Here is a 14,170-nt window from a genome sequence, read left to right as displayed (position 1 = left end):
CAGCGACCACCAAGACGAGAACTGACCTTTCAGGCAACCCCTTCTGCCCCCGCGTCAACCCAAAACGAACTCTGCCGAGACCCACGCCACAGCCGACGCAAACGCGACAGCGTCCACTACGCCGCCAGCGGTGCACCAGCCAGGTTGAAGACCGTGGTGACGAGAACCGTCCGGTGATCGGTGACCGTCGAACTCCCGCAACGGCGCCAACGTCAAGACCAGCACAGATAGGTCGCCTGGGTCGACGTCCAGCAGCAGGTCGCGCAATGCCGCCCCGTTGCCGGGCGCGGTCAGATCACCCCGGCTCGCATCGCAAAAGCCACCGCGTGTGGCCGGTTGCGCAGGTTGAGCCGACCGGTCACGCCGTAGATGACATTCTTGACGGTCCGCTCGGAATAGCACAGCTTCTGCGCGATCTCCGCGGTGTCCAATCCATCGGCCATCAACCGCAGGACGTCGACCTCCCGGGTGGTCAGCCCGGAAGAGCTCAAGCCGCGGGGCGTCAGCACTTCCCGATGCAGGTAGTCGATCTGCTTGAGCAACTCGCCCAGCAGATCGGGCGGCATCATGCCCCCGCCGTTGGCCGCGGCGACGACGCTGTTGATCAGCCTCGTCCCGGTCGCGGCCGTTCGCGGCAGCACAGCCACCACACGGGATTCGACCACGCTGAGCACGTCAACGGGGTTGAGCTCGTTGGTCACCAGCACTCTGGGCACGGAGACCTCTTGCGCCGACTGCCGCAGGTCGGCCAGGACCTGAATGTTGACCCGATCCGTGGCGAATACGATCACGTCGGCCTCAGCGTGGGTCGGCTCAATGACCAGTTCCGGCCGTGACCTCAGGCAGCTGGTGAGGCCGGCCAGGGTGATGGGGTCTGCTGCCTGCACGGCCACTCGCACTCGGTCCATCGGGACTCCCACACGTTGAGTGATGATGTGATCTCAGTGTGCGAAGCCCGTCTTCACGAATTCTCTACGTCGCCTCTATGTGAGAGAGCCCTGGTCAGAACTCTTGCGCGACCAACCGGCAACGGTTCCACTCGTCCAGCAGGAGGTCGATCCAGATGACGTGGAGTTGAGCCGCCTGTTCGTCCCCCGACGCACGGCACCGCAGGATGTACTCGCGAGTATCCGTCATCTCAGACTCCAGCTGCCGCAGCACGTGCTCAACATCCTCAGGCAGATCGATCGTCGCCAACGAACTCCTCCTCGACCCGACGTTTACGGACCAACCATGCCTGAATCTCGACGCGGTAGCCGATCCGGCAACCAGAACTGACCTTTCGACTAACGCACTCTGCCTGGTAACGCACCGCCGGCGACGAAACGCGCCTCATGGAGAGCCGCTCAACCGCTGCGTCGTGTTCGGGTCGAACACGTGGACCTCGGCGGTATCGCGCACTGCGACCCGGATCCGCTGACCGATGTAGGGCGGGGTCCGGCCATCCACGCGGACGACAATGCGCTGCTCCGCCCCAGCGACAACGCAGTGCACATAGGCGTCCGAGCCCAGTTCTTCGACCAGTCGCACGATGAGGTCAAAACCTTCCTCGTCCGCCCCCACCAGTCGCAACGACTCCGGCCGCACCCCGAAGGTCACCTCCGCCAACTGCTTTGCGGAGGCATCCGAAAGCGCCTCCCGGGGCAACGCGACCGTCAGTCCGCCGATCACGACACCGGCCGCGTCCAACGGCAGGTCCAGCAGGTTCATTGCGGGCGAGCCGATGAAACCCGCGACGAACGAATTCGCCGGGGCCTCGTACAACTCCCGAGGGCTGGCGCACTGCTGCAGCACACCGTCGGCGAGCACCGCCACCCGGTCCCCCATCGTCATCGCCTCGACCTGATCGTGCGTCACGTAGATCGTCGTCGTCCCCAGGCGCTGTTGCACCGACGCGATGTTCGCCCGCGTCTCCACCCGAAGCTTGGCATCCAAATTGGACAGGGGCTCGTCCATCAGGAATACGCTCGGCTCCCGCACGATCGCACGGCCCATGGCGACCCGCTGCCGCTGCCCACCGGAGAGCGCCTTGGGCTTGCGGTCCAGGTACTCGGTGAGATCCAGCATCGCCGCGGCTTCGGCGACCTTCTCCTTGATCTGGGATCCGGGCATGCGTCGAAGCTTCAGCGCGAAACCCATGTTCTCCGCAACAGTCATGTGCGGGTACAGGGCGTAGGACTGGAAGACCATCGCGATGTCGCGGTCCTTCGGCGGGAGGCTGCTCACCGCACGGGGGCCGATGCGGATCTCTCCTTCGTCGACTTCTTCCAGGCCGGCCACCATGCGCAGGGCGGTGGACTTGCCCGATCCTGACGGGCCGACCAGGACCAGGAATTCACCATCGGAGATGGAAAGATCGAGCCGATCGACGGCGCGCACCTTCGAAGCACCGCCGTAGACCCGCGATGCCTCCACGTAGGCGACTTCTGCCATGCCGTTTCCTCCATGTCTTGCTGGGACTGGATCTGGTTCCGAAGGGGTTGCTCAGCTCGGACGGCTCGGCCGGTACCGACGATCACGGTCACGAGCACGTTGGACTACTGACCACGCCCGCCGAGGTCGATGGTCCGCTCGGGATCGAGCGCCTCGAAGTCCGGCAGCACCTGGACCTTCAACTCGGCGCCGCTGCGGGTCAGTTTCAAAGCTTCGTCGAAGCTCGCAAGCGGCAAGGCGTGAGTCAGCAACGGATCGGTTCGGATCGATCCTGATGCGATCAGTTCGAGCGCGACGCCGAAGCTGTTGAGCACGGCCATCGAGCGATTCAGCTCGGCTTGCAGATCGTAGAACGGAACTCGCGACACCTGGATACGCCCGCTCGCGTGGGGCGTCCCGAACACGAGCAGCCGGCCATCTGCGTGTACCGCGTCGAACGCCCCCTCCATCGCCTCCGGATCGCTGGTGCAGTCGATCGCAACATCGAACTTCTCACCGCCGGCCTGGGCGATGTCCGTGGCAACCGCAAACGCGCCGAGGTCCATCGCGAGATCCAGCAGCCCCGGGTCGCGGTCAACGATGGTTACCTTGACACCGCTGAGTCGCTGCGCCTGCAGCAGCAGCAGCCCAGTCGTGTTCGCTCCCACGACCAGTGCGCGCTGCCCAGCGACGACGCCGAACCTGCGCACGGCCCTGAGTGCACGCGAGGCCGGTTCGACCATCGCTGCCTGCGCCCAGGTCATCGAGTCCGGAATCCGGTAGCAGTTGGCGGCGGGCACAGCGACGTATTCCGCGAACGCACCGTTCACCGTCTCACCGATAGCACCGCGCTGCTCGCACTCCATCATGTAATCCGAACAGCACGCCGCGCACTGCCCGCAGGGCAGGATCGGATCGACCGTCACACTATCCCCGACCCGCCACTTCCTCGGCGCGCCTGGCCCCAATGCAACGATCTCGCCGCTGAACTCATGCCCCGGCACGATCGGATACGGCACGGAAGCAAGCTCGCCGTCGGCGATAAGCACATCTAGCCCGCAGACCCCGCACGCACGGACCCGGACAACCACCTGCCCCAAGCCCGGTTCCGGATCAGGCACCTCACCCACACCGATCACCCCCGGCCAGCTGATGACGGCAGCCCGCATCGGCAACGCACCCTCCTCAACACCGTTGTCGCCCCACCCCGGAATTGCGCTCAATTGAGCACCAACGTGGCCCAACACCCAACAAGACCGCCGGACATTAAAAGACCAGATACGACCCCAAGCCAGACCATGAGAAAGATCCAGGCCCCTACATCCTCGCCACCTTGCCCATTCGCGCAGGCTCGGCCCGGTAATGATCGAGACCACCGTGCGCCCGGCGATCCGCATCAGCTGCCGAACCGTGCGCAGATCCCGGGCGGAGCAGACCGCAGGCCGTTCATGCCCGAGCTGACCTCCGAATCGACCCGCACCACTCGATGACCGGCCTCCGCCGCCCACGCCGACAGGCGGGCAACCTGACGCTCCAGATCGTCCTTCTGGCCGCGAAAGGAAACCCGCGCATACAAACCCGGTCCGCCAACCAATTCCGGGACGGCATTGGTCTCGACGTTGGGCATCCCGATGACCAGAGATTTCGGCCGGACGAGCCGCCGTGGATATTCACCAGCATTTTCTGCCGGCATCCAGCGGGGCACGAACGGCCTGCCCGGCCAGAATTCGACATGGTCGGACGAATTCCGCGCACTGCAACACAGCTGCACGCGGTGGCGGTCCGATGACCCGCGAACCCTGGCTTCCAGCCTGGTGCGGTCAGTCGTGCAGCAGGGTGTTGATCTCGTCGCGGATCGTTGCTGGAATGTAAGAGCTCGGCAGTGAGTTGACCGGTGCAGGCGCCGAGCTCGAGTATATGTTTCGATGTTTCACTCGGCGCTTGCGCGACTCCAGTGACAGAAATCAGGAGACAGCCGTCCCCTCCGCGGTCCTCGCCAGATAGCCCACCGCGACGGCGAGCTCGAGTGCTTGGTCGCGGTTCAGGCGCGGGTCGCACGCCGTCTCGTAACACCGGCTGAGACTTTCCATGGTCACCGCGGGATTCCCCCCTACGCACTCGGTGACAGCCTCACCGGTGAGCTCCAAGTGCAGGCCGCCCGGATGGGTGCCGAGCGCACGGTGCACTTCGAAGAAGCCCACAATCTCGTCGAGTACGTCTTCGAAGCGACGGGTCTTGTAGCCGTTCGGCGAGGAGAAAGTGTTTCCATGCATGGGATCGCACACCCACGCCACCGAGCCCGCACTCGCCGTGACCTTCTCCACGAGCGGCGGAAGCACATCGCGGATCTTCCCTGCTCCCATTCGAGTGATCAGGGTGAGTCGGCCCGGTTCGCGGTCCGGGTCCAGCCTGTCGATCAACGTCAATACGTCGGCCGGGTCGGCGGTCGGGCCAAGCTTCACGCCGATGGGATTGCAGATCCCAGCGGCGAACTCCACGTGCGCACCGTCGAGTTTCCTGGTCCGCTCCCCGATCCAAAGCATGTGGCCCGATGTGCCGAACCGCCGATCCGTCAGGGAGTCGGTGCGACTGAGGCCTACTTCGTATGGAAGCAGCAGCGCCTCGTGGCTGGTGAAGAACTCCTCGCGAACCAGCGCGACGTTGCCGGTCAGCTCCCGAAGCCGCACCAAGGTGTCAGCAGCTGTCCGGTATGCCTGTAGGAGTCTCCTCGGGTCCGGTGTCCGGGCCTCGGCTGTGAAGTCCGTCCCGTTCACGGCGTCACCCCGGTAACTCGGCAGCACCGTCCCGTCCTTGGTTTCCGTTGCCGAGGACCGGGGTTTTCCGTACTGCCCCGCGATGCGGCCAACGGTCACCACGGGCAAATTCATGTTGGCCGCGAGGATCTCCGCCATCTGGTGGAGTATGCGCACCTTCCCCTCGATGGTCTCCGGAGTGGCACCCGCGAAGGTCTCCGCGCAATCCCCTCCCTGGAGGAGGAATGCCTCGCCAGCGGCCACCGACGCGAGTCTCGCCAATAGTCGATCACACTCTCGGGGCGAGACGAGTTGCGGCTGCGCGGCGAGTTCACCCACCACGTCCCGCAGCGCACACGGATCCGGCCAATCTGGTTGTTGTGCTGCAGCCGGATCGAGCAGGGCCGGCGGATCGAGCAGGGCATGCGATCTGTTCATTTCAACCTTCAGCCACAGTAGAGGTGCGTGTCAGCCCCGGCAGATCTGCAACAGTGCGGCAGCGAGTGCACTACCGGCGTCGCCGAACGGGACGTGGTAGTTGTTGGTGATATCGGCCTCCCGGACGGGTTCGACCGCGGCCCGCCCACGTCGGTGGGAATGCGCTGCACCTGCCGGGATATTTCCTTGCAAGTACGGATCAAATCGATGATGCTCTGGTCGATGTCGTCAATGCGCCGACGAAGCTGTAACACGTCAAAACCGCCGTCAACGGTCTCCCCTGGCATGGAGATGAGAGACCTGGTCATTCCTCCTCCGTGGACTCATAGGAGCTTGAGCGGCTGTTCTACCCGGTCGGCGACATGGCGGAGAAAGCCTGATGCGACCTCGCCATCGCAGACTCGGTGGTCGAACGTCAACGAGAGCTGCACGACCTTGCGCACCGCCAATTCGCCTTCGTGCACCCAGGGCTTGGCCACGATGCGGCCGACGCCGAGCATCGCGGCCTCCGGGTGGTTGATGATCGGAGTGGAGCCATCGACTCCATAGCCGCCGTAGTTGTTCAACGTGATGGTTCCACCGGTAAGCTCAGAAAGAGCGAGTGTCCCGGCACGGGCGGCCTGGGTGAGCCGCGCGATCTCGACGGACAAATCGGCAGTGGTCATCTTGTGGGCGTCGTGCACCACGGGCACGAACAAGCCCTTCTCGGTTTGGGCCGCAATACCCAGATTGACAGCTGAAAAGCGGACAATCTCTTGACGTTCGACGTCCACCGTGGAATTCAGCTCAGGATACTGGCACGCGGCAGCGACGCAAATGCGTGCCAGGAACGCGAGCAGGCTGATTCGGTTCGCCTCAGCGCCTGCGTTGAGTACGTCCCGTGCCGCGAGCAGCTCGGTGGCGTCGACATCCACCCAACACGTGACGTCCGGAACTTCGCGTCGACTGCGGGAGAGCTTGTCGGCAACCGCCTTGCGCATGCCACGAATCGGAACCCGCTCACCTCCTCGCCGGTCGGCGGAATCCACCTGGGAGGCTGCGGCGATGGCCCGTTCGACGTCGGCGCGCGTGATCACACCATCGGTGCCGGTGCCTTGGACCGCGCGCAGATCAAGCCCGTTGTCCCTCGCGAGGCGGCGCACCAGTGGCGAAACGACGGCGACCGGCGTGGTCACCAGCGCCGACGAGCCGGAATCCCGGCTGGGGGCAGGCTGAGCACAAAGACTTGTGGTCCTCGGAACGGGAACCGCCCCCGCCCGAACCCGACCGCGCCGGCGAACGGGTGCGCTGCTGACGCCGGAGCCGACAAGCACCTTGGCCGAATCGTCGGAGCACTCGAGTTCGGTCGCGGCGACCGCAACGGTCACCAGGACGCTGCCCACGGGGAGGACGTCACCCACGTCTCCGACACGACTGTCGACCGTTCCTTGATACGGGCACGGCAGCTCGACCGTGGCTTTCGCCGTCTCCACCTCGACCACCGGCTGGTCCGCGCGCACGCGATCGCCGACATCCACCAGCCAGCGAACGATTTCCGCCTCAGTGAGGCCCTCACCGATGTCGGGGAGCAGGAATTCAAAGACCTGCGACATGCACCTCTCCCCCTCGGATATCCGTCTCCCATTGGAGGCGGGCCACTGCATCGAGAATCCGGTCCACCGACGGAAGGTGACGGCCCTCCAGCATCGGCGGCGGCTCGTAGGACTCCTCGGTCCCGTCGAGCAACAACTTGATCAAAGCGATGCGCTCGTCGAAGCTGTGCCGGGAGACAACTGTGTTCGACAAGCAGATCCCCTCTCGCCGTGCTATGTTTAAATAAAATTAACCGGGTCACGACGCAGTAGACCCGAGAACTCAACTCGCGACAGCTCGTCGGCCCAAGTCAACTCTAGGCGCTGTTTCTCCCAGCGGTGGCACTTCAAGGGCTTTTCGAAGTGAATCCTTGCGACTCGACTTCGGCGACAGCTGGAAGAGTACAGCCGAGCATTTCGCGCGCACAAGAGCGGCGTTACGCAGGACTTGTACCGAATCAAACATTCACCCGATCGGACTAGCCGGTAATCGAAATCTCAATCTCTTTCAGGAGGTCCGCGATCACAGTGCCGCCGAGAAAGTCAAACACCCTGCGAATATTTGCACGCTTCACCCGGGCAGACTTGCCCATTTGCACACGCGGTTCAATTGCGCGCCATCCGCCGCACACCGTTCCCGGCATACGTTTCGAGAATGCAAATCTCTGCAGAATTCGTGCCCGATGGATCGTCATCCCCGGTACTTTCGGGCAAAAGGTCAGGCCCGGGAACAACGACGGGTGACGCCCGGGATCGTTGGCGCGGCCACGTTGCGCCGGCCGCTGGTCGGAATGCGTGACCAACGAGCGGATACAGCGGCGACGCTGACCCGCCGTCAACGTGACGAATGACGTCTTCCACAGACCAGCTTGCAATCGTCTCGGATGCGGACGAACCGAGAAGAAGGTGCAAGCCCTCGCGGCTACGGGTGCAAGATCGGCATTGATGCCCTGGGCGCCTTCAGCCATCCGTCATAAGGCCGTCCTGTACGTATCGGTTACCACCGTTGCCGCACCCAGCGGAACGACGCCGCAGGGACAGAACCTTCTGAACACGGCCAAGGCCCTGAACTTCACACCGAACAACTACTCGATCATGCCGTTCAACGGCTTCCAGAACGTCGGCGATCAAATCGCCTTGCTCAAGAAGTTCCACGGCGTCCTGATGAGCATATTCGGCTGGGACAGCGCGACCGCGTACGCCCACGAGGGCGCGTCGCTGATGAATGGGCGCTCGGATTTCGGCGAGTACTACACTCAAGCCGATCTTCAGACGCTGCTGGACTACTCGATCAGCCACGGCCTGTCCCGCTACACGTTCTGGTCGCTCAACCGCGACCGTCAATGCACACCGCCCGACAACGGACAGACATCTGGCACCTGCAGCAGTGTGCCGCAGCACCGCTGGGACTTCACCAGGCTGACCGCGCAGTTCGCCCAACGGACAACGGCGATGAAGGTCGGCGTCGAGATTTCCCCGCCGGCCCCTGACGCTCACCCGGTCCTGAGCGACCACGGCGTGGGCCGCTGACTGCGCCCTGAGCAAACCCGCCTACCACGCCCTGGTGGTCACCCGCAGTCCCACGAGGGCTAGTCGTTAGAAAGCGGCAGGTGCCGACTGGATCATTCCTGCCACCCCGGCCTTGTCTCACGCATGCGAAACGCGGACACCCCGGCTGCTGTCCGGACAGCAGCCGGGGTGTCCGGTAGGCCGACCGTGCGGAAGGCGGAACCCGTCACGGTGGACGGGATCGAGTTAGAGGCTCCGCAGTAGGAGCGTTTGCTGGCCTTGGCGGCGGGTTGAAGGCAGGGCGGGCATGGTCGTGGGGATCATGAAGTTGCTGACGCTTCGTGATCACAAGGAACGACCATGCCCATGCTGCCCCTGTCTCATCGAGCCGATCTGGGGCCAAATCGCCGCGCTGCTGCCCGCGAGACTGCCACTGGACATCGTTGCCGCCGGCACCAACCACCACGACTCGCCGCTGCTGGCACCCACACTGCAACAGACCCGCCGACAGATCGCCGAGCTGCCCGCTGGTGGCCTGCCCACAAGCACCCAGGTGCACCTCGACAGCGGCAAGACCCGAGACCTGCTGGAACCCGCAGCCGCGGCCTCAGATCAGGCGAGCCACGGCGGTAGCCGGAGACCAACCTCCGGAATTTTTGCCCTTTCGTTCCCTACTGTCTGCCCCTCCAGCTCACCCCATCCGATCTTGCGTTGACCGGCACCTGGCGGCTACCTAGAGTCGCCTTCAGGAATCTATCCGTAACCACATCTTCGGTTCTTAACCGGAACATCCTATTCAGCTCTTACCTGACTTATCGAGGCCCGCGTGGACAACGGCGACAAGCCCATTGATTTGACCTGCTCCATGACCGGAATTCTCGGTGGGCTAAATTCAACACGTACCGCTCGCTGGCCGCTTCAGGAATGTGAAGCGGCCGTAGCCGTGTACCGAGATCTGGATGAGTGGACGCGCGCCCGTCCGGACATCAAGCTTTCGCGGAGCAGTGCGGCTCTCCCCTGGTCATCTTTGCTTGCCGCCTACACCTTTGCGGGCGCCTACAATCAGACGGTACGCGAGTTCGCCGCCCAATGCCTTACCCTATTCGTGTATGACGACATCGTAGATGACGAGTACGGAATTTTTGACGAAACAGCCTTGCAAGATCTGACGGCGGCTTGCTTGGATGCCTCCAAGAGTGCCACAATACCCGAAGCCAGAACCTCAACCTCGTCCAATATCATCCCGGGCCAGCGAGGATCCGCGGCGAGAGAGGCGGGCCCCCTGGATAGCGTTCTCGCTTCGGCGCGTGCGAGCGGACGACTTTCCCCTGTCGAGCAGACCATCTCCTGCTTCGCGGATTGCATGGGTGGAGCCGTGCGTCGCGCGCAATCAGCGGAGTGTGTAGAAATCTTTCTTGATGTTCTGTCGAAGACACTGCGAAGCCATCTGGTAAGTCGCAACTCGCGAGCAAACGACGAATCGGCTCCAACGCTCGACCAACATCTCGCGAACGGTAGCTATGACGCAGGCGCGCCAATACTGCTACTCAGTGCAATGATGACAAATATGCCGCACGATATTGACCGGATCGAAGTCGACCGCTATCGATCTTGCTGCCTGGATCTCGGCTGGTGTGTCCGCGTGAGCAACGATATCGCCAGTCTTGACGACGATATGCATTCCGGGCAGGTCAACGCCGTCGACCTCATGGTGAAGGAAAAACACGTAGGCGAGTTGCAGGCGATTCAAGACTTGCTGTCCGGGGTGCGCGGCAAGATAGCGCACATGCATCGAGTCGCCGACGATCCCAGTCATCCACTCAGTCAGCATTACCGATGGCTCGCTCGTTGTGCGGACTTTCACGTCGATTGGTATATGACCAGGGCATCCTACTCGTTCACCATCGAAGACTGGGTGACGTTTGGGAAGGTAGACGACCATTTTGGCAAAGCCGTGCGGGCTGCGATCAGACAGGGAAATGGTTATGGCGAACGCATTCACACGGTCTGAAACCACTTCTTTCAACTTTTCCGAGGAGTGCTTATCCGCGCTTGCCTCCTGGAGTGAACAAGTTAAGCAGGTAACCCTCGCGACGGGTGAAAAGGTTTGGCTTGCCAAGGGGTACGAAGAGGTGCGGTTGATTCTTTCGGACGCCCGGTTCGGTGCCGGCGATGAGCCGATGCATCGAGCTTCTTGGTCCGAAGAGGAGCGTAAGATCGGTCGGCTGCTGCATAATGACCCACCCCAACACGGATGGTACCGCCAGCCGCTGAACAAGGCATTCTCTGCTCGCCGGATCCAGCGACTGGAGCCGCGGATTCGCGAAATTGCCCGCGAGCAACTCGACGTGCTCTCGAGAAGCCAGAACCGATCAGCCGATCTGATCGAAACCTTCGCCCTGCCGGTACCAGAGCGTGTAATTCATGAAATACTTGGCATTCTCCCCGTTTTTCGCTCTGAATTTAGAGAAATAGTCGAAGGTCTCTTGCGTCGCGGTCAGACGTCGGAGGAAAGCCGGGTATTCGTGGACCAAGCCCTCGATTGTATGTGCCGGGTGATCGAGGAGATTCGGCGCGCACCCACTGGTGGCCTCCTTGACGAGCTTATCGCTACCGGGCAATTCGCCGATGTCGTGCTCGCCGACTTGGCCGTGACGTTGCTGATGGGCGGATATTTGACCATAACCGGGATGGTCACCGAAAGCGTAGCCGTGCTTAGTCAGAACCCGGAGGCCCGCCGCAACCTTCTTGTGGGCGCGCCGCAGAGCTCAGAAACAGTCGAAGAACTACTGCGCTACATCACTGTTATTCAGTACGGCGTAGACCGGGTTGCCCGCGAGCACATCAGACTTGGCGGTCAGGAGATCAAGGAAGGGGACCGCGTCGTAGCATTTCTCCCTGCCGCCAACAGAGATCCGGCTCTTTGTCCCCATCCTGAAGCGATGGACGCAACCCGACGCCGAGTTCGGCATGCATCCTTCGGCTTCGGCCCGCACCAGTGCCTAGGGCAGCAGCTGGCGCGAGTCGAACTTGAAGTGATGCTGACAGAACTGTTCGGACGTTTCCCTCACCTGCGGCCAGCGCGCGCCTGCGAAGCGCTGCCGCGCCGTATCGAAACGGTAATCGGCGGGTTCGATCGGTTCCCCGTCACCTGGTAATCTGATCACTAGGGACCAATAACAGTGACCTCCATTACGCATCGATTTGTTCAAGCGGGTGACGTCCGCCTGCATATCGCCGAAGCCGGCACTGGGCCTCTGGTGCTGCTCTTACACGGCTTTCCCGAGGTGTGGCATTCGTGGCGCCATCAAATTGCCACACTCGCCGAGGCCGGGTTTCGGGCGGTAGCGGTGGATCAGCGCGGGTACGGCCAGAGCGACCATCCGGTTTCCGTGGAAAAGTACTCCATTATGCATTTGGTTGGCGACGTCATCCAACTGCTGCACGCTCTCGATGAGAAAGAAGCGGTGGTCGTCGGTCACGATTGGGGCGCGGAAGTAGCGTGGAACACAGCGCTCATGCGGCCAGACTTGGTACGCGGGGTGGTCGGCCTAAGCCTGCCGTACCGACCCCGTGGCTCGCAGTCGCAACTCGCTGAAATGGTCGAAGCTTTCGGCGACGGTGTTTACACCAATTACTTTCAACGTCCGGGCCCGGCAGACGCGGACCTCGGTGCGGACCCGCACAAGACCTTCCGGCTGATGCTTCGCGGTTCACGGTCCCAGTCCAAGGCTCATGTCAGGCCACCCGCACCCATCGTCCCTGCTGGTTGCACATATCTCGACATCTATCCAGAACCTGAGAAACTTCCTACCTGGCTCACCGAAACCGATATTGAGACCTATGCCGCCGAATTCTCGGCAGGCTTCAGCGGTGCTCTCAATTGGTATCGCAATATGGATCGCAACTGGGAACTCACCGCCTTCCTGCAGAACAGTGTGATTCGTTGTCCCGCATTGTATCTGGTGGGCGAACAGGACCGGTGTTTGAACTTCCCAGGCGTGCGGGACGCAATCGAGCGCATGGATGAGCTCGTGGCGGGCCGAAGTGAAGCCTTGGTCCTGCCTGACGTCGGGCATTGGACGCAGCAGGAAGCCCCAACGCAAGTCAGCGCCGCGATAATCGAGTTCGCTCGTTCGGTAGCTGCGGTCGCATCCTCGCGCTGAGGGGCCTTCCCTATTCCCGACTTGCTACCCGTCGGTCCGGATTTGGTTGGGCCCGGTGGATTGACATGACGCGATCCCGTCCTGCGGTGCCGGCGGTTTGACCAAAGGGCGCTTCGGGAAGATGCTCCGTGGAAGCCAGCTTCCCCGTCGCCTCGAGCAGGTCTTCGACCTCGTCTGCGCAGCCGACTTTCGCGGTTACGTCCTCAGCCTGCGGGACGCCGGCGGCACCCGATTCGACGAGACGCAGGAGGCCTTCAACGAACTTGTGGACGCCTTCGCCGGCCCGCACGGGTTCCTCGGCGTCCACAAGGGAAAGGTCGTCGACTACTTGGGGGTATCGTCGCCGGGTTCTTTCCGTTTGGCGGCAACGAGGTCAGCAAAGCCGCTATACAGCGCCTGTCGAGTGGCCGCAGCTTCTTCCGGACTGGACGCGGTGGCGACGACACCGTCGATGGACTGGCGTAGGGCGGCACGCGCGGCGTCGGGAACACCAAAAAGTTGGCATTGAGCGACCCTTAGATGAGTCCCGCGCGGATGGCGTGGGCGACAGCGTGGGTACGGTTGCTGAGATCGAATCGTTTCATGAACTTGTAGAGGATGTTCTTGACGGTACGTTCGGAGAAGTGGAGTTTTTGCGCTATTTCTTCGAGGCCGAATCCTTCGGAGACGAGACGTAGGACATCGATGTCGCGGTGCGTGATACCGGAGGGTGTCATATCGAGCGGTGCGAGCACTTCGCGGTAGGTCCGTTGAAGCTGATCCATGAGTGTGCCCTGCATTGAAACGGGGAGAAAGCCACCACCTTCGCTGACTGCTCGAATAGCTTGGGCGAAGGCCCCGGCGGAGAAGTGGTGGCGCCATAGGACGGCGCGGACGCCCAACCTTACCGCCGTGGCTATGTCGGCGCGCCAAAGGTTTTCCACTACGAGGATAACGGGTTTGACAGCGGCGGGATTGAGGCTTCGCAGCGATTCTATTGTGGATGCTTCGGCGATATCCACGGCGACGACCACAACGTCGGCGTTGTCGTTGGTGATCTCGATGTGTTGGCGCTCGTCCAAGCACTGGGCCAGTCCGGCGCGAATCAGCGGGTCCGAGGCAGTAATAGACACGCCGATCTTCGTTGTTGTTCCGTAATCCATGGCAATGTCCCCGTAAACTAAGTGGATGCTTCGGCGATATCCATGGCGACGACCACAACGTCGGCGTTGTCGTTGGTGGTCTCGATGTGTTGGCGCTCGTCCAAGCACTGGGCCAGTCCGGCGCGAATCAGCGGGTCCGAGGCAGTAATAGACACGCCGATCTTCGTTGTTGTTCCGTA

Annotated in this window: 16 protein-coding genes; 6 read left to right on the top strand and 10 right to left on the bottom strand. The window is 62.4% G+C overall.

What is annotated here, in order from left to right:
- Positions 1–290: 290 nt before the first annotated feature.
- The 9 genes from AC07EQ_RS18690 to AC07EQ_RS18650 form a co-directional block, all read right to left on the bottom strand.
- Positions 291–908 carry a helix-turn-helix transcriptional regulator gene (locus AC07EQ_RS18690; RefSeq protein WP_478389179.1) on the bottom strand — a complete coding sequence of 206 codons (618 nt, stop codon included), beginning with the start codon at positions 906–908 and terminating at the stop codon, positions 291–293.
- Between the two features lie 94 nt (positions 909–1,002).
- The gene (locus tag AC07EQ_RS18685) at positions 1,003–1,197 is read right to left on the bottom strand and encodes a hypothetical protein (protein ID WP_478389178.1); all 195 of its coding nucleotides are present in this window, start codon (positions 1,195–1,197) and stop codon (positions 1,003–1,005) included.
- A gap of 135 nt (positions 1,198–1,332) precedes the next feature.
- On the bottom strand, positions 1,333–2,433 hold the full coding sequence (locus tag AC07EQ_RS18680) for an ABC transporter ATP-binding protein (RefSeq protein ID WP_478389177.1): 1,101 nt from the start codon (positions 2,431–2,433) through the stop codon (positions 1,333–1,335).
- Positions 2,434–2,537: 104 nt separating this feature from the next.
- Positions 2,538–3,581 carry an alcohol dehydrogenase catalytic domain-containing protein gene (locus AC07EQ_RS18675; protein ID WP_478389176.1) on the bottom strand — a complete coding sequence of 348 codons (1,044 nt, stop codon included), beginning with the start codon at positions 3,579–3,581 and terminating at the stop codon, positions 2,538–2,540.
- A 227-nt stretch (positions 3,582–3,808) separates the two neighbouring features.
- Entirely contained in the window at positions 3,809–4,039 is a 231-nt protein-coding gene (locus tag AC07EQ_RS18670; RefSeq protein ID WP_478389175.1) for a recombinase family protein, read from the bottom strand.
- A 337-nt stretch (positions 4,040–4,376) separates the two neighbouring features.
- The gene (locus AC07EQ_RS18665; RefSeq protein WP_478389174.1) at positions 4,377–5,603 is read right to left on the bottom strand and encodes a 3-deoxy-7-phosphoheptulonate synthase class II; all 1,227 of its coding nucleotides are present in this window, start codon (positions 5,601–5,603) and stop codon (positions 4,377–4,379) included.
- Between the two features lie 323 nt (positions 5,604–5,926).
- A complete protein-coding gene (locus AC07EQ_RS18660; RefSeq protein ID WP_478389173.1) occupies positions 5,927–7,195 on the bottom strand; it encodes a dihydrolipoamide acetyltransferase family protein in 1,269 nt (422 codons plus the stop codon).
- Positions 7,179–7,388, bottom strand: a complete 210-nt coding sequence (locus tag AC07EQ_RS18655; RefSeq protein ID WP_478389367.1) for a hypothetical protein — start codon at positions 7,386–7,388, stop codon at positions 7,179–7,181. The genes AC07EQ_RS18660 and AC07EQ_RS18655 overlap by 17 nt, the downstream gene beginning before the upstream one ends.
- Before the next feature lie 265 nt (positions 7,389–7,653).
- Positions 7,654–8,142: a hypothetical protein gene (locus tag AC07EQ_RS18650; protein ID WP_478389172.1), complete on the bottom strand. Its 489-nt coding sequence runs from the start codon at positions 8,140–8,142 to the stop codon at positions 7,654–7,656.
- Between AC07EQ_RS18650 and AC07EQ_RS18645 the strand changes: the two genes are divergently transcribed.
- The 6 genes from AC07EQ_RS18645 (at position 8,120) to AC07EQ_RS18620 (ending at position 13,357) form a co-directional block, all read left to right on the top strand.
- Positions 8,120–8,704: a glycoside hydrolase family 18 protein gene (locus AC07EQ_RS18645; protein ID WP_478389171.1), complete on the top strand. Its 585-nt coding sequence runs from the start codon at positions 8,120–8,122 to the stop codon at positions 8,702–8,704. The two genes, AC07EQ_RS18650 and AC07EQ_RS18645, sit on opposite strands and share 23 nt — an antisense overlap.
- A 301-nt stretch (positions 8,705–9,005) precedes the next feature.
- Positions 9,006–9,398: a hypothetical protein gene (locus AC07EQ_RS18640; RefSeq protein ID WP_478389170.1), complete on the top strand. Its 393-nt coding sequence runs from the start codon at positions 9,006–9,008 to the stop codon at positions 9,396–9,398.
- A 111-nt stretch (positions 9,399–9,509) separates the two neighbouring features.
- Positions 9,510–10,694 carry a terpene synthase family protein gene (locus tag AC07EQ_RS18635; protein WP_478389169.1) on the top strand — a complete coding sequence of 395 codons (1,185 nt, stop codon included), beginning with the start codon at positions 9,510–9,512 and terminating at the stop codon, positions 10,692–10,694.
- Positions 10,669–11,841, top strand: coding sequence for a cytochrome P450 (locus AC07EQ_RS18630; RefSeq protein ID WP_478389168.1), 1,173 nt, complete (start codon positions 10,669–10,671; stop codon positions 11,839–11,841). Before AC07EQ_RS18635 ends, AC07EQ_RS18630 begins: the two co-directional genes overlap by 26 nt.
- Before the next feature lie 24 nt (positions 11,842–11,865).
- On the top strand, positions 11,866–12,849 hold the full coding sequence (locus AC07EQ_RS18625) for an alpha/beta fold hydrolase (RefSeq protein ID WP_478389167.1): 984 nt from the start codon (positions 11,866–11,868) through the stop codon (positions 12,847–12,849).
- 97 nt (positions 12,850–12,946) lie between these two features.
- Complete coding sequence (locus AC07EQ_RS18620) at positions 12,947–13,357, top strand: hypothetical protein (protein WP_478389166.1); 411 nt, start codon at positions 12,947–12,949, stop codon at positions 13,355–13,357.
- A 7-nt stretch (positions 13,358–13,364) separates the two neighbouring features.
- Here AC07EQ_RS18620 and AC07EQ_RS18615 read toward each other — a convergent pair whose 3' ends face one another.
- Complete coding sequence (locus AC07EQ_RS18615) at positions 13,365–13,991, bottom strand: helix-turn-helix transcriptional regulator (protein WP_478389165.1); 627 nt, start codon at positions 13,989–13,991, stop codon at positions 13,365–13,367.
- Between the last annotated feature and the right edge of the window lie 179 nt (positions 13,992–14,170).

It is taken from the genome of Saccharopolyspora sp. NPDC045839, assembly GCF_056431645.1.
Note: the sequence above shows the minus strand (reverse complement) of the source record. Positions and strands in the feature narration are given on the sequence as shown.

Coding starts and splice junctions, on each gene's coding strand:
- AC07EQ_RS18640 (WP_478389170.1), top strand. CDS start 9,006: ATGAAGTTGCTGACGCTTCGTGATCACAAGGAACGACCATGCCCATGC.
- AC07EQ_RS18675 (WP_478389176.1), bottom strand. CDS start 3,581: ATGCGGGCTGCCGTCATCAGCTGGCCGGGGGTGATCGGTGTGGGTGAG.
- AC07EQ_RS18645 (WP_478389171.1), top strand. CDS start 8,120: ATGCCCTGGGCGCCTTCAGCCATCCGTCATAAGGCCGTCCTGTACGTA.
- AC07EQ_RS18630 (WP_478389168.1), top strand. CDS start 10,669: ATGGCGAACGCATTCACACGGTCTGAAACCACTTCTTTCAACTTTTCC.
- AC07EQ_RS18615 (WP_478389165.1), bottom strand. CDS start 13,991: ATGGATTACGGAACAACAACGAAGATCGGCGTGTCTATTACTGCCTCG.
- AC07EQ_RS18670 (WP_478389175.1), bottom strand. CDS start 4,039: ATGCCCAACGTCGAGACCAATGCCGTCCCGGAATTGGTTGGCGGACCG.
- AC07EQ_RS18690 (WP_478389179.1), bottom strand. CDS start 908: ATGGACCGAGTGCGAGTGGCCGTGCAGGCAGCAGACCCCATCACCCTG.
- AC07EQ_RS18680 (WP_478389177.1), bottom strand. CDS start 2,433: ATGGCAGAAGTCGCCTACGTGGAGGCATCGCGGGTCTACGGCGGTGCT.
- AC07EQ_RS18650 (WP_478389172.1), bottom strand. CDS start 8,142: ATGGCTGAAGGCGCCCAGGGCATCAATGCCGATCTTGCACCCGTAGCC.
- AC07EQ_RS18665 (WP_478389174.1), bottom strand. CDS start 5,603: ATGAACAGATCGCATGCCCTGCTCGATCCGCCGGCCCTGCTCGATCCG.
- AC07EQ_RS18660 (WP_478389173.1), bottom strand. CDS start 7,195: ATGTCGCAGGTCTTTGAATTCCTGCTCCCCGACATCGGTGAGGGCCTC.